Annotated in this window: 12 protein-coding genes; 2 read left to right on the top strand and 10 right to left on the bottom strand. The window is 42.8% G+C overall.

Translation table 11 applies throughout. From position 1 onward, the window contains the following. Positions 1–78: 78 nt before the first annotated feature. The 4 genes from coaBC to ACE1AT_RS06435 all read right to left on the bottom strand — a co-directional run bounded on the left by coaBC (position 79) and on the right by ACE1AT_RS06435 (position 3815). Complete coding sequence (gene coaBC / locus ACE1AT_RS06450; protein ID WP_374866462.1) at positions 79–1287, bottom strand: bifunctional phosphopantothenoylcysteine decarboxylase/phosphopantothenate--cysteine ligase CoaBC; 1209 nt, start codon at positions 1285–1287, stop codon at positions 79–81. Further along, positions 1277–1489: a DUF2555 domain-containing protein gene (locus ACE1AT_RS06445; protein WP_096677686.1), complete on the bottom strand. Its 213-nt coding sequence runs from the start codon at positions 1487–1489 to the stop codon at positions 1277–1279. The genes coaBC and ACE1AT_RS06445 overlap by 11 nt, the downstream gene beginning before the upstream one ends. 176 nt (positions 1490–1665) lie before the next feature. Further along, positions 1666–2319 carry an alpha/beta hydrolase gene (locus tag ACE1AT_RS06440; protein ID WP_374866460.1) on the bottom strand — a complete coding sequence of 218 codons (654 nt, stop codon included), beginning with the start codon at positions 2317–2319 and terminating at the stop codon, positions 1666–1668. 212 nt (positions 2320–2531) lie between these two features. Continuing rightward, positions 2532–3815, bottom strand: a complete 1284-nt coding sequence (locus tag ACE1AT_RS06435; protein WP_374866458.1) for an aspartate aminotransferase family protein — start codon at positions 3813–3815, stop codon at positions 2532–2534. 140 nt (positions 3816–3955) lie between these two features. Between ACE1AT_RS06435 and ACE1AT_RS06430 the strand changes: the two genes are divergently transcribed. After that, a complete protein-coding gene (locus ACE1AT_RS06430) occupies positions 3956–5020 on the top strand; it encodes a potassium channel family protein (protein WP_374866456.1) in 1065 nt (354 codons plus the stop codon). Positions 5021–5112: 92 nt separating this feature from the next. Here the strand turns inward: ACE1AT_RS06430 and ACE1AT_RS06425 are convergent, their stop codons facing one another. The 6 genes from ACE1AT_RS06425 to ACE1AT_RS06400 form a co-directional block, all read right to left on the bottom strand. Continuing rightward, positions 5113–5667, bottom strand: a complete 555-nt coding sequence (locus ACE1AT_RS06425) for a methylmalonic aciduria and homocystinuria type D protein (RefSeq protein ID WP_374866454.1) — start codon at positions 5665–5667, stop codon at positions 5113–5115. Between the two features lie 225 nt (positions 5668–5892). Beyond that, on the bottom strand, positions 5893–6099 hold the full coding sequence (locus ACE1AT_RS06420; protein WP_374866452.1) for a glycogen debranching protein: 207 nt from the start codon (positions 6097–6099) through the stop codon (positions 5893–5895). A gap of 170 nt (positions 6100–6269) precedes the next feature. Further along, entirely contained in the window at positions 6270–7436 is a 1167-nt protein-coding gene (devC, locus tag ACE1AT_RS06415; RefSeq protein ID WP_374866450.1) for an ABC transporter permease DevC, read from the bottom strand. Positions 7437–8209: 773 nt separating this feature from the next. After that, positions 8210–9445 carry an LL-diaminopimelate aminotransferase gene (locus ACE1AT_RS06410; protein WP_374866448.1) on the bottom strand — a complete coding sequence of 412 codons (1236 nt, stop codon included), beginning with the start codon at positions 9443–9445 and terminating at the stop codon, positions 8210–8212. 258 nt (positions 9446–9703) lie between these two features. Further along, positions 9704–9886, bottom strand: a complete 183-nt coding sequence (locus tag ACE1AT_RS06405) for a hypothetical protein (RefSeq protein WP_374866446.1) — start codon at positions 9884–9886, stop codon at positions 9704–9706. Between the two features lie 159 nt (positions 9887–10045). Next, positions 10046–10354 (bottom strand): hypothetical protein, encoded by a 309-nt coding sequence (locus ACE1AT_RS06400; RefSeq protein ID WP_374866444.1) that lies wholly within the window; start codon positions 10352–10354, stop codon positions 10046–10048. A gap of 640 nt (positions 10355–10994) precedes the next feature. Between ACE1AT_RS06400 and ACE1AT_RS06395 the strand changes: the two genes are divergently transcribed. Beyond that, the gene (locus ACE1AT_RS06395) at positions 10995–15221 is read left to right on the top strand and encodes a chemotaxis protein CheB (RefSeq protein ID WP_374866443.1); all 4227 of its coding nucleotides are present in this window, start codon (positions 10995–10997) and stop codon (positions 15219–15221) included. Positions 15222–15295 lie beyond the last annotated feature (74 nt).

The following is a 15295-nucleotide window of genomic DNA, read 5'->3' as shown; positions in this document are numbered from 1 at the left end:
TATCATTATTGATTAATATAAATTCGGAAATTTCTTCGTCTTGGATACCCATACAGCTAGAGTGAAGCAGTTATCCAACTAATTACTAAAACTATCAACAAAATCAAATAGATAATGAGCTAGCTGTAATTTAGTGCATGGTGAAATTTCTAGCTGACGACCTTGTCTATCTAAAAATACTGCTTGGTTGTTGTCGCTGCCAAAACCACTATCAGGTTTATCTACTGGGTTAGCAACAATAGCGTCTAAATTTTTTCTGTGCAATTTTTCCCAAGCGGGAGTGATAATATCTCCTGTCTGAGCAGCAAATCCAATTAATAATTGATGAGGTTGTTTACGCTGGGACAATTCTGCAATTATATCGGGTACAGGTTCTAAAGCTAAAGATTCTGGGAGCGATCGCTTGGGCAATTTCTCGTAATGGTACTCTCGTGGTTTGACATCTGCAACTGCGGCCGACATAATTATGACATCTGAATTAGAATAATTACGTAGTATAGCAGAGCGCATTTCCTCAGCGCTGACCACAGGAAATGTTTCTATTCCTATCGGTATATCAGCATTCATGGGACTGTGTACTAAGATCACGTTTGCACCTCGATGGAGTGCTGCTTGTGCTAAAGCTAACCCCATCTTGCCTGTAGCAGGATTACCGATAAATCTCACGGGATCAAAATGCTCTCGTGTTCCCCCAGCACTGATTAAGACTCGCTTTCCTGCTAAATCCCGCTTACCTCTGGTGTGCAGTAAAGATTGAATATAAGCAATGATTTCTGGCGGTTCTGCCATTCTTCCAGCACCGACGCGATCGCACGCGAGTAATCCCGATCCTGGTTGCAAACTATGAAAACGATGATTTTTTAAGATATTTTGCCAATTTTGCTGCACCGACTGCTGTTCCCACATATCGGTGTTCATAGCTGGTGCTAACACCACAGGACAAGTGGAAGCTAAGACGGTATTTGTCAGCAAATTGTCAGCTATCCCGTGAGCTAATTTTGCTAATGTATTAGCTGTCAAAGGTGCGATTAAAAACACTTCTGCCCACTCGCCCAATTCTATATGTAAAGGACGAGAATAAATTGGTTGCCAAAAATTTTCATCTGTAAAGGCGGGATAGCGTGAGAGAGTAGAAAAAGTTAGAGGTGTGACAAATTTTTGGGCAGAATTAGTCAGAATCGTTCTGACTTCCACACCACTTTTAAATAACGTGGAAACAACTTCACAAATTTTGTAGGCGGCGATCCCGCCGCCGATACCAATCAGAACCCTTTTGTCAGGCTTCATCGTAGGGTTCTAAATCTAGAAGGTGAATATATGGTTCAATTAACTCTGGGCGTTGAAATGCGATCGCACGTAGCATGTGCCAATCGTCCAAACCTTCAAAAGCATTGCTATAGTTATCCTGCTCCAAGCGTGTAGCTAATTTTTCTACATCTTGTGGAGTCATCGTAGCAATGTCTTTTTTGGAAATGCTTAGAGTTTTCATAATGCTCGCCCCTCCCGTTAGCAGCATTTGCATCCAGCTTGGGTTTGTTTGCGCCCGACGCAGCCACCCAATATATATTACTCATTTGAGAGCATTAATTACGTGAAATTTTTCCGGATATATACCGGATTTTGTAAAACTTTTGTAACCGGGATGAGACAAAATCTAGCAACAAGCTACTCTGTAGTGACTTGAGTATTAATCACAAAATTACGTATTAACTCTAGCATTGGTAGTTGGATTTCATGACCCATATCAAATTCATAGTACTGTACTGCAATTCCTCGCGACTCTAAAGTTTCTTTGGCGTTGAGTGCGGCTCGTAGAGGTACTACTTGATCATATCTGCCATGGGTGATTAAAACGGGAGCTAGAGATGTTGCAGGGGACGTCTCTACAGCACCGGGATGTAAATAGCCACTCATGACAACTAAACCTGCAAAGGGCAACTTTAATCCTAAATCCAAAGTCATTGCCCCTCCTTGGGAAAAACCGCTTAAAATCGTTTGCGAAAGCGGTACACCAGTGCTACTTTCTAAACTAAGCAACCAATCTGTGAGTAATTGCCGACTTTGTGTTAATCCCTCATACATATTCTCAGCGCTCAGTTCATACCAAGCTCTTCCTATAGGCGAGTGAGGATGAGGAAAAGGTGCATTAGGAAACACAAACTGATAATCAGGCAAATTTAAGTATGGTGCTAAAGATGCTAAATCCTCAGCATTTGCACCCCAACCATGCAAAGCGACAATTAAGCCTTTAGGTGCTTTTCCTGTTGTTGGGGGAACCTGAATAAATTCTAAAGACAGATATTTTCTCCCATGATTCAACTCTCTTTATCGATATTAATCAAATTATTGACCCTTTTACCCACCTTGACCCACCTTGACAGGAATAGGTGCGTATGGACATTCACGAGTTTTTAAGAGTTTAGTTAGAAAGCGCGATCGCACACGTTAATGATTGCTGTTGCGGTTTGCATTTGGTGTAGTAAGCGCTGTACGCGCAGCGTTCCCGCAGGGTAGCGCTTACTACAAACTCATTATGCTGTGACAGTCGCCATTGCTTTGTCAACAATTTGCAGTGCTGTATTTACTTCTTTTTCACTCACAATCAAGGGTGGTACAAACCGGATGACTTTGGGACCGGCTGGTACAAGTAACAAACCCTCGTTAATTGCTGCTTTGACAATATCAGCGGCGGTAAGTTCAATGTCTGCTGTTAATTCCATACCATTGATCAAACCCCAGCCGCGTACATCCACAATGTGATTGGGATATTTGCTGGCGATCGCTCTTAAGCCATCTCTGAGCTGTTCACCCCGTTGTTGGACGTTCTGTAAAATATTTTCTTTTTCCAAAGTCTGACAAACAGTCAAAGCCACACCACAAACAAAAGGATTGCCGCCAAAGGTGCTAGCATGTTCACCTGGCGCGAAGACGTCGCAGAATTTTTTGCTCATCATTGCGCCGATGGGGATACCACCACCCAAACCTTTAGCACTAGTAAAGATATCTGGTTCTACGCCTAGATATTCATAACCCCATAATTTACCACTGCGCCCCATTCCGACTTGTACTTCATCGAAAATCAGTAGCACGCCCGTCTCATCACAAATTTGTCGTAATTTTTGGAAGTAAGCTACATCCCCCGGACGAACCCCGCCTTCTCCCTGTAATGGTTCAATCAAAATCGCCGCAACGCGGTAATCACCTTCATCCAATTCGCTAATTGCTGCTTCTACCGCCGAAATATCATTGTAAGGTACGTAGTGGAATCCCGGTACTAGGGGGTCGAAATTTTTTTGATACTTCGGTTGTCCTGTGGCAGTAATCGTTGCTAATGTCCGTCCGTGGAAACTGGAGTGAGTAGTGATAATAATTGGACGTTCGATTTGCAATACTGTATGTGCGTATTTACGCGCCAGCTTAATTGCAGCTTCGTTTGCTTCTGCCCCTGAATTGCAGAAAAATACGCGATCGGCACAGGAATGGTCAACGAGCCATTTCGCCAATTCTCCCTGTTCGGGAATGTAGTATAAATTAGAAACGTGATGCAGTTTTTGAATCTGCCGTGTCACCGCTTCTACCATCGCTGGGTGAGCATGTCCCAAGGTACAAGTAGCAATCCCTGCTACAAAATCGAGATATTCTCGTCCTTGAGTATCCCAAACGCGACAGCCTGCACCCCGCTCTAAAGCGAGGGGAAACCGCCCATAGGTAGACATAACAGCTGCATCAAAACTATCAGCATCAAAGACGCTAGATAATGCAGTACCTGACTCTGGAGTAATGGGGTGTTGTTGAATTAGAGTTTCTAGGCTCACCTGTTTGGCTCCCTAAATTCTTTATTATAGGGTGATTCACTGGTCTGATAGAAATCCGTGAAAATTTCTTATCCTTCCTCATATTTCATCTTAAGCTGACACTCAGTTATCCTCAAAACGAGTGGCGATGGTGAATAATTGTGTACTCAAATCTGGAACAAAAATATCAACGCATCCAAAAAGAGTTAATGTTAGGGGCGATCGCTCTGGCTGGTGTCTTTTTGATTGGTACTTTATGGTACGCCCTAGTTGAAGGCTGGTCATGGGAAGATGCAGCATATATGACAGTCATTACCTTAGCTACCGTTGGTTATGGTGAAACGCATCCACTAGGGGATAGAGGACGACTATTTACTATCGCCTTAATTTTAATGGGTGTAATTACTATTGGTTATATAGTTAATAGATTTACAGAAGCAGTTATTCAAGGCTACTTTCAAGAAAGAATTCGATTTCGGCAGGTGCGGCGGGCAATGGAATCTTTATCAGGGCATTATATCATCTGTGGATTCAGTCGGACTGGTCGGCAAATTGCGATAGAATTTCAAGCAGAAGGCGTCTGTTTTGTGATTATTGATTCTGATGCCGAATCTGTAAGAAATGCCCAGGATCAGGGTTATACTATATACCAGGGTGATGCCACCCTAGATGAAACACTTTTGAGAGTAGGTATTGACAGAGCCGTTTGCATAGTTGCAGCTCTTCCTTCTGATGCAGAAAATTTATACACAGTACTTTCCGCTAAATATTTGAATCCAAGCATTCGGGCGATCGCCAGGGCCAGTACAGAAGAAGCTTCGCAAAAGTTGCAACGCGCTGGTGCAGATGCTGTGGTTTCTCCTTATATCACTGGTGGTAAAAGAATGGCCTCTGCGGCCCTCAGACCCCAAGTTATGGACTTTGTAGACGGAATTATCTCAGGTACAGATCGACAGTTATACATGGAAGAATTTTTGCTTGACCCCAAAGTGTGTCCGGTGGTAGGACTGACTCTCGGACAAGCCAGGTTGCGAGGACAAACAGGTGCATTGATACTTGCTGTGCGGCGCAACGATGGTACCCTGATCGGCGGCCCCACTCCTGATACAGTATTTATGCCCGCAGATGTATTAATTGCTATGGGTACACCAGAACAACTACGCGCCCTCAATCAACTTCTGGGGCCAATTGGTTCTAAGCAGTTGCGGAAACCGAAGAATAGTTGATCGGGGATTGGGGACTAGGGGGACTAGGGGGACTAGGGAGACTAGGGAGACAAATAACAATTGACTATTGACCATTGACCATTGACCAATGACTAATCAATTTTTTTCCAACCATGCAAGGGGGCGATATTTTGAATTGCCTTTTTAAGGATGGCTGGGGGGGCTACTGAGAGTAAAATACTAGGATAAACTGCCATGCCCCACTTAGGATGGACGAGGACACGGCATTTATTTTCTATAATTGGATAACCGAGTAAAGCTTTGACGACTGCTGTGTCATCGTGAGGAATTATCCCCGGATGAGAAAGTAAAGGGTAGCCTGTGCGGGGGTCGATGAGGTCTGTGAAATAGCCGCGATCGCGCAGATTAAAAGCCACATCCAAGCCAAACCTCATAAATTTTTCTCGTAATTTTTGTTTTTCCGCCTCAATTTCTGGCGTACTTACGATCATTTCGTAGCGAGATTGTTGTAAAACAATCACCACCCACAAAAAAAGCTGATGTTTCCAATCAGGTAATATCCGTTCGCAGTTGGCACAAATGTACTGACTCGGAGAATGAATTGAAATCTCAATCGCTTGTCCGCTTGTGCCAACCAAATTAATAGGATAGCCTGCAACAAAAGTGTTAAGCGTTGGATAGTTCACTTATTTTATTTTGTTTTTTTCAAGTTTTTTAATTTTTCCTTTGTATAGATGATAACTCTGAAAGTTTCAAAAAAATCATCAAATATATATAAAAGAATAGGTGTTATTGCAATTTTTATTAATTATTTATTATTTCTTAATCTTGTGGCTATATTTTCTTAACCTTATAAATAGGGTTAGTAGTTAGTGGTTAGTAGACACCACGAACCATTATCTATTAACAAATTAATTTAGTTTCAAGGCATTGACTGGAACTTCATCCCAGGAATCAACTGTCCGTAACTGCGCTACCCAACCTGCTATTTTTTGTGTTTCAGTCAAGTTTTTCTTAAAAGACTCATGACACTCTTGGGCTTGGGACTCATTACAACAGGCTATGCAGGCATAAATCAAGCCTGACGGATCGATTTGCTCATTTACCCAAATAGTCATGCTTTATTCCCTCAAAAAGTTCAAGTGAAAAAAATAATACGCTATTTTAGGATACTCTTTTTAAAATCTGAATGGTTAGTAGGTCGTCATTGGTCAACCGATTTTGGATTGACAATAAACACCAATACCCAATGACCAATGACTAATGACCAATGACAAATGACCAACTATTAAAATACATCAGCAGGGTCAACAGAATTTAATTTTCGCATTGTGGTAACTGCTGAAATCATACACATAGTTACAGTTAACAAAAATACAGTGATGCCGCGACCCATAGTCATAAAAATGGGCAGCATAGTAGCATTAGCAGCTACCTGATACAGTCCTAATGAAACAATAAATCCTGGTACATAACCTAATACAGCCAGAAGTAAAGCTTCTTGAAGAAGGACTACGATTAAATAGCGATCGCTATATCCAATTGCTTTGAGCATGGCATATTGTGGCAAGTGGTCGGCAATATCGGCATAAATAATCTGATAAACAATCACAATACCGACAATAAAAGAGACAATCACACCCAAACCAAAAACAAAACCTATCGGAGTTGTTTTTGCCCAATAAGCTTTTTCTAACAGAGCAAATCTTTCATTAGTAAGAACCATCACATCATCAGGTAAATCATTGATTAAACTTTGGGCTACTTGTTGTGGTTCTGCATCTGCTTGTAACTTAATTAGACCAATCTCAATCTGCTCTGGATGATGATTGGGGAATAAATGCAGAAAAGTGGAGTCACTGGTAATCACATTTCCATATGCACCAAATGATGCACCCAAAGTAAATAAACCTACAACCCGGACATTCACATCATTTAATTCAGTTTCTAGAATTGCTTGTTGTTGGAATAAAGTAGCGATGGGGCCAAATTCTGGTAAAGAACCTTGGTCAAACAACACCGTATTCAATTTTTGCAACTGACTGCGGTTTTGCTCAACTTCCGGAAATTTAAATGCAGTGGTTCTTGGGTCTGTGCCAAACACTAGAATAGTTTGCAAACGGCGTGTTTGGGGATTTCTCCATTTTCCGTAACCCATATAAAGCGGACTTACCGACTCTACCCCTTTAAATCCCAACGCCTGATATAATCGTTCCCTAGTAAAACTTTTGACTGAATATACACTTTTAAAATGGGAACTCACCATCACCAAATCTGTATCTAAACTTCTCTGTGGTGCTGTAGAACTATTAAATAATGAAGCCTCAAATCCCATCTGAGCACAGATCATGATATTTGCAAAGGCAATACCCACCACCGCCACCGCCAAACGAGTCTTCTGTTTAATTAGCTGTCGCCATGCTAGGAAGATTGTACGAAAATATTTGCGAAGCATTTACCAGAGTCCTTGGGCAAGTCCTCTAATATATCTCCGGCAAAAGTGATTCCAAACCGGAGAAAAGAGGATGATCTTTGCAAGGGAGAAACGGAGGACTAGTACAACAAGGTAAAAGTAAAAAGTAAAAAGGTGAGACAGCGCAGTCTTGGGGACTTCCCCGATGAGCGACTGCGAACCCGAAGGGCAAAAGAAAGAAGGGTATATCACTATGTGATCGTCGGTGAGATACTGCTTTGAGGTGGCAGTAAGGTGATTGCTCTTAGAGGATGTTTGAAAAGTCAAGGAAGGTATAAAAAACTGTCATTCTGTAGACGCTCCTGCGGCTACTTACCCTTCGGGAACCCTTTCAGGGAACAGAAGCCACTACCTACGGAAGCCGCTTTGCGTCTACGTGTCTACCCGCAGGGTGTGGAGCGAAGCGTATTCCCGCAGAGTAGAATCTAGGGTTTTGAGCAAATACTTAGATGTTTCACTCCGCTACCTACGGAAGCCGCTGTCGCGTCTACGCTGCGTTCAACATGACACTAAAAGGGAGCATCCCAAATTTTTAAATTGACTGTCATGCTGAATGGAGCGATAGCGAAATGAAGTATCTCAAGTCATGAATTAGGCTTGAGATTCTATGCTCCACTTCGTTACGCTCAGAATGACAAATATATTTTTCAAAAATTGGGATGCTCCCTACTAAAAGACCCTTTTCAAATATCCTCTTAGCAGTAGTTAGCGACGGAATCGGCTCAAGCTTTGGCAAATCAGAAATTGAAATTAAGCTATGCTTTAAAACGACTTGTAATCCGCTTCATTGCTTCTTCCACATTCTCCCGACTGTTAAACGCCGAAATTCGGAAATAGCCTTCACCTGCTGCACCAAAGCCAGATCCTGGTGTACCCACAACATTACAGGTGTGTAGCAATTTGTCGAAGAAATCCCAACTGGAAAGACCATTGGGTGTTTTCACCCAGACGTAAGGTGCATTTACACCACCGTAGACTGCTAATCCTGCGGCTGTGAGTTGCTCACGGATAATTTTGGCGTTTTCCAGGTAAAAACTAATTAGCGCTTTGGTTTGCGCTTGTCCGTCCTCAGAATAAACTGCTTCAGCGCCGCGTTGAACGATGTAGGATACGCCATTAAATTTAGTAGACTGGCGGCGGTTCCAGAGTTTCCAGAGTTCCACATCAGAACCATCTGCGGCTTTGGCTGTGAGGTTCTTGGGTACTACTGTCAAAGCACACCGCGTACCAGTAAAACCGGCATTTTTAGAGAAAGAACGGAATTCGATCGCACACTCTCTTGCTCCCTCAATTTCATAGATGGAGTGGGGAATATCTGGATCGGTAATGTAGGCTTCGTAAGCAGCATCAAAGAAAATGATCGAGCCATGCGCCCTCGCATAGTCCACCCAAGCTTTGAGATGTTCTTTAGTGGCGACTGCACCGGTGGGGTTATTGGGGAAGCAGAGGTAAATTAAATCGACTTTCTGGGAGGGGATAGTGGCGGTGAAGTTGTTTTCTGCGGTGATTGGCAGATAAACTAAACCCTCAAACTCACCTTTATCGTTGGCAGTTCCTGTATTTCCCGCCATGACGTTAGTATCTACGTATACGGGGTAAACTGGGTCTGTGACGGCAATAGTATTGTCTTTGCCAAATATATCGAGAATATTACCAGTATCACACTTAGATCCATCAGATATAAATATTTCCGATGCATCAATTTGACATCCCCGTGCTTGGAAGTCGGATTGAGCTATTTTCTCTCGCAACCAGGCGTAACCTTGTTCCGGCCCATAGCCTTTAAAAGTGGCGCGATCGCTCATTTCTTCCACAGCTTTAATCATCGCAGTCCGACAAGCTTCTGGCAATGGTTCGGTGACGTCACCAATACCCAACCGAATAATTTTGGCATCTGGGTTAGCTTCTGCAAAAGCGTTGACACGGCGCGCAATTTCAGGAAACAGATAACCAGCTTTCAGCTTGAGGTAGTTGTCGTTAATCGTTGCCATAGTTGAAAATTTTTATAAATGCTCTAAATAAAACAGCTTACTGCCATGTGCGATATCTTGGTGAGTTGCAGCTCAATAATGATTTTGCCCCAAACCAATCTCTTGCGATGATACGACTTAAAAATACGGTAGGGGATACCGAAATCAGCGCTTCTGGACAGAACGACCTCTGCTTAGGTGGGGAAACTCCTCTAAGTAAGTTGGCTGGATGAGAGAAGAATCCCACGTGCTTCTAGCCATGGGAGTGTCAAAACAAAGCTATTCATCTTCGTCTCCTGGGGGTCGTTCGCTCCCACTTTGTTGGGCGTCCCACTCCAAAACAATCCGCTCCAACATTTCAGACTGCGTACAGTTATTAACAACGGCGTACATTTTAATCAACTGTCTCACTTGAGGACTAATGTAGCGTATCTCTATTTGGTTAGTTTCGGCCATGTCCATTAACGGTTGCTATATATTACATATGTTGAAGTATTTAACTGTGTTTGTTGCAACAAGGTTTGTTAATAATGAGCATCTACTATCGCCTGTAGGAAGCTTTGTAATACCTTCGCCAACCACATCAACGAAGATATTTTAAGTACTAAAAATTAAAAAACCTTAGTTTTCTTTATCTAAAGTAATAAGGCTAGAGCGAAGTTTATCCCGGACGCTACTAACACAAAAATTAATATGGTCACGGATAGCCCGCTCATAAAGTATGGTCTGCTTTGTTCGTATTCCTACAGGCTGATATATCAACTTAATTTCGGGAAATTCACACCAATACATCAAAAAAATGTCTTTGGCAGGAGTAGTAATTTCATAATTATTCTCTTGTCTCTTCTTCTGAAGTCTACAATTATTTAGTTGTAATTTTTCTCGAAATAATTTTTCAAATTCTGGAATTAGATTTGAAGCGGTTTTCATAGTTTATACACGTTAAAACGTGTTATTTAGGCAAAGAATATATGCTGATGTTACTGAGTATAACACTTCAGCTACCTATCATAAGTTATTCTATTAGTTAGCAGTTTTTTTATAATTGAGATTATTTTCTCCTCATCAGAATGACAGAATCAGACTAACTGGGGTAATTTCAGTTAATTTTGTTGCAATATCGCTTACTGTACATCAGTTTTTGGAAGAAAAAGATGGCTTTCCCTGTGGAAAATATTGGGAATTTTTGAAACAAGCTTGGCTAAATATTAGGAATTATTGGCAGTTTTTGAGCCTAATGAAAATTCAGCGGCTCAAGAACAGTGAAGATTTTGAACTGTGGCAAATATTAGGAATCAATGGTTAATAATTTATTTTTTCTGCTCTGCTGTTTTTAGGTAGTAGTTTTCAGCTTAGAGACAATATCTATCGTCTTAAGCCACAGCAATTTACTGCTTATATAACTAGAGTTTACTATTACTTGATTAATTTTGAGTTTTGCGGTGCGATCGCACAATTGTAATGAATAGGTTAATTGGCTACTGTATTTGTCATCCTTTGCTAAACTGAGAGCATAACTATCACTAAATACACTAGAACATAAATCCTCTAGGTTTGTATTTTTTACACAATGAACCTTGGTGATTCCTCTGAGCAATCTCTATCCGACTCCAATGTTGGTGAAGTAGCGCTAAGAAAACAGCAAGATCAAAACGAGCAATTATTTCCTATCGTCGGAATTGTAGCATCTGCGGGGGGATTAGAAGCATTTACGCAGTTACTGAGTCACTTACCTATTGACACCGGAATGGCATTTGTGCTAATTCAGCACTTAGATCCTAATCAGAAAAGTCTACTGAGTGAGATTCTAGCTAAGACAACCCAGATGCCCGTCCATGAAGTGCAGAATGGTATGCTTGTAGAACCAAACCAGGTATACATCATTCCGCCGAACACCAAGATGACACTTGCTCAAGGGGTGCTGCAACTCATGCCCCGCGAGAAAATTGAAGGGAAATATATGCCTGGCGATGCTTTCTTTACTTCGTTGGCGGCAGAATTGGGAAGCAAAGCAATCAGTGTTGTCCTATCTGGGAGCGATGGAGATGGCGCACAGGGATCAGAAGCAATTAAGGCTGCTGGTGGCATTACCTTTGCTCAATGCGAAACATCAGCAAAATTTAGTGAGATGCCGAACACTGCTATTACTACAGGTAATGTGGACTTCATCTTCCCACCGCCAAAAATTGCTGAGGAACTAGCTCATATTGCTCGCCATCCCAACGTCACCCGTTCAATTTCCTCGCAAACACTTGCAGCCCTCTCTGAAAGTCAGGATGCTTTGCCTGCAATCTTCGCAATGCTTTTCACCGCCACTGGGGTTGACTTTTCCCACTACAAGCAAACTACCTTAAAGCGGCGAATTGCTCGGCGGATGGTGCTGTACAAACTGGAACGCCTAGAAGATTACGTCCAATATCTTCAAGATTATCCAGATGAAGTCCAAGCATTGTACCACGAGATTTTAATTAGTGTCACCAGTTTTTTCCGTGACCCGGAAGCTTATCAGGCTTTGAAGGAGAGAGTATTTCCGGCGATCGCCAAGGGGAAGTCAGTTGATTTGCCCATTCGGATTTGGGTGTCAGGCTGTGCAACTGGCGAGGAGGTTTACTCCATTGCTATTTGTTTACTGGAGTTTTTGGAGAATGTGCTTCCCAAACCTGCTATCCAAATTTTTGCTACAGATATTAACGAGACAGGAATTGAAAAAGCCCGCTTAGGCATTTACAAGCAGAGCCAAATAGTTGATGTCTCGCCAGAACGGCTAAGACGCTTCTTTAATCCAGTGGAGGGCGGCTATCAGATCAGCAAGTCGATTCGTGAACTTTGTGTCTTTGCTAGACAAAACTTGATCAGCGATCCGCCATTTTCCAGTCTGGATCTGATTAGTTGTCGAAATGTGCTGATTTACTTTGAATCTGTTTTGCAGAAGCAAGTGATGCCAATTTTCCATTACAGTCTCAAGCCCACTGGATTTTTGATGTTAGGTATCGCGGAGAGTGCAGGAGAATTCTCCAACTTATTTACTTTAGTAGACAGAAAACACAATATTTATGCCAAAAAATTAATACCCACTCCCCTTAACTTTAACTTTGCGACCAGCAACTATCCCATAGCGAAAGTAAATCCTGACAGAGCCACCATGAGTAATAAGACTTGGGATGTTGTTGACTTAAATAAACAAGCTGACCAGATTGTCTTGAATCGCTATGCCCCAGTTGGGGTGATGATTAACGACAATATGGACATTCTGCTATTTCGAGGGGAAACCAGTCCCTATTTGAAACCCGCCCCTGGCCAGCCTAGTTTCAATCTGTTCAAAATGGCACGAAAAGGACTGCTCGAAGAGTTGCGTACTGCGATTCATTACTGCAAAAGGCAGAATATTTCCGTAAGAAAGGAACAGATACAGATCGAAGGGAGCGAGTCGTCCAGGAAAGTCAACCTGGAAGTGATTCCATTCCAGGCTGACTCAGTAGAAACTCGCTGCTTCCTTGTCTTATTTGAGGATGTACCTGCTCCAACAAATCAACCTAGCCCAGTCACACCTGAGATTGTAGAACAAGCAGGTACAGAGGAAATACTTCAACTCCAACAAGAACTGACAGCCACTAAGCAAGAGCTTATTGCTGCTCAAGAATATTTGCAATTGATTAGCCAGGAGCATGAAGCCACCACTCAAGACCTGAAAGTGGCGAATGAAGAAATCCTCTCCAGCAATGAAGAGCTACAAAGCACTAATGAAGAGTTGCAAACAGCCAAAGAAGAGGTGCAAGCAACCAACGAAGAACTGCATACAACCAATCAAGAACTGCACAGTCGGAATCTTGAGTTACACCACGTCAATAACGATCTCTTGAATTTGCTCAGTAGTGTCAATATTCCCATCCTTATACTGACCAACGATTTGCGGATTCGGCGCTTCACTCCTACAGCACAGCGCTTACTCAATCTGATTCCGGCAGATGTGGGGCGACCATTGAGCGATATCCGTTCCACCATTGACGTTACTAATTTAGAGTCATTGCTCGTAGAAGTGATTGACACTTTAAATTTCAAAGAACTAGAGGCACAAGACACTGAGGGGCGTTGGTACAATCTACGAATTCGACCTTACAGAACTACAGAAAATCAAATTGATGGCGTGGTGATGGTATTGATGGATATTGATGCCCTCAAACGCAGTACAAAGCAGCTGCAAGAAGCCCTTGATTATGCTGAAGCTGTCGTGGAAACCGTGCCAGAACCTTTATTAGTTCTCAATTCTGACTTACGAATCATCAAAAGCAATCGGGCTTTTTACCAAATGTTTCAGGTAACGCCCGCCCAAACAGAACAGCAACTGATTTTTGAGCTAGGAAAAGGTCAGTGGAATATTCCGGAACTGCGATCGCTCCTTGAAGAAATTCTCCCACATAATACTCATGTTGAAGGTTTTGAGGTTTGCTGTGTCTTTGAGAAAGTTGGGCAAAAAACTATATTGCTCAATGGTTATAAAATTCTTCAACAAGGAAATCAGCAGATGATTCTGCTGGCGCTCCATGATATCACCCAGCAGAAACAGTTTGAGGTAGAACGCGCGCAGCTATTGGCTCAAGAGCAGTCAGCCCGCCTGGAAGCGGAGGCATCTAACCGAGCTAAGGATGAGTTTTTATCTATTCTCTCCCATGAACTCCGCACCCCACTCCATGCCATTCTGGGATGGTCTCAGTTTCTCCGCACGCGAAACCTTGATGCTACTACAACTATTCAGGCGCTTGAAGTGATCGAGAAAAGCGCAAGGACACAAGCCCAACTGATTGAGGATCTCCTGGACATCTCGCGTATTACGACTGGCAAACTTCGTCTGAACACTCGTTTGATTGATCTCGCCTCTGTAATTGGAGCTGCTCTTGAGGTCGTCCATTTGTCAGCAGAGGCTAAAAATATTCAGATTGAATCCCGATTGCAAACTCCGATTGGACAGGTACTGGGTGATATGGATCGCTTACAGCAGGTAATCTGGAATCTACTTTCTAATGCTATCAAATTTACCCCAGATGGGGGACGGGTTGATGTCACACTGGAGCAAGTTAATTCCCAAGCCGAGATTCGAGTTCGCGACACGGGTATTGGTATCCCTGCTGACTTTCTCCCTTATGTCTTTGAGCGCTTCCGCCAAGCTGACAGTAGTAAAACCCGTGCCAATCAAGGACTGGGGATAGGACTGTCTCTTGTCCGTTATCTGGTCGAACTTCACGGCGGCACAGTTCAGGTAGAAAGTCCAGGTGAAGGGCTAGGGACAACTATAATTGTCAGCCTACCGCTCTCCTCCAATCTTGAGGAGCGTTTTAGCACTTGTGATGCAGAGATGACAGATTTTTCAGATCATCTGAAACTATCCGTTGATGACATTCCGTCACTGGAGGGCTTGCACTTACTTGTTGTAGATGACGCGGCTGAGATACGTGAGTTAATGATGACTGTGCTGCAAAATTGCGGGGCTGAAGTAACTGCGGTTACATCCGCTGACGAAGCGTTCTCAACACTCACAAGCCAACCTGGGATGTATGATGTGCTGTTGTCCGACATTGGGATGCCAAATCAAGATGGCTATACCCTGATCCAGCGAGTGCGGGCGCTTAGTGCTGAGGAGGGGGGACAAATTCCCGCAGCAGCGCTGACAGGGTACATCAGTAGTAGTGATCTCGATAAGTCTAGGTTAGCAGGTTTCCAAATGCACATCGCTAAACCCATCGACCTAACCCAACTGATATTCATGGTTGCCAACTTAGCTGGACGAATCAGAAAGGAATAATGCCAGGATAGGCTGTATTAGCGATCTCACCAACTGTAATATAAGTTTTGGTATTTTGGTCAATGCGATCGCTG

The organism is Pelatocladus sp. BLCC-F211 (assembly GCF_041928655.1).
GTDB lineage: Bacteria > Cyanobacteriota > Cyanobacteriia > Cyanobacteriales > Nostocaceae > Pelatocladus.
This window is presented reverse-complemented; position numbering and strand designations above follow the sequence as displayed.

Coding starts and splice junctions, on each gene's coding strand:
- coaBC (WP_374866462.1), bottom strand. CDS start 1,287: ATGAAGCCTGACAAAAGGGTTCTGATTGGTATCGGCGGCGGGATCGCC.
- ACE1AT_RS06445 (WP_096677686.1), bottom strand. CDS start 1,489: ATGAAAACTCTAAGCATTTCCAAAAAAGACATTGCTACGATGACTCCA.
- ACE1AT_RS06420 (WP_374866452.1), bottom strand. CDS start 6,099: ATGACTATTTGGGTAAATGAGCAAATCGATCCGTCAGGCTTGATTTAT.
- devC (WP_374866450.1), bottom strand. CDS start 7,436: ATGCTTCGCAAATATTTTCGTACAATCTTCCTAGCATGGCGACAGCTA.
- ACE1AT_RS06410 (WP_374866448.1), bottom strand. CDS start 9,445: ATGGCAACGATTAACGACAACTACCTCAAGCTGAAAGCTGGTTATCTG.
- ACE1AT_RS06405 (WP_374866446.1), bottom strand. CDS start 9,886: ATGGACATGGCCGAAACTAACCAAATAGAGATACGCTACATTAGTCCT.
- ACE1AT_RS06400 (WP_374866444.1), bottom strand. CDS start 10,354: ATGAAAACCGCTTCAAATCTAATTCCAGAATTTGAAAAATTATTTCGA.
- ACE1AT_RS06395 (WP_374866443.1), top strand. CDS start 10,995: ATGAACCTTGGTGATTCCTCTGAGCAATCTCTATCCGACTCCAATGTT.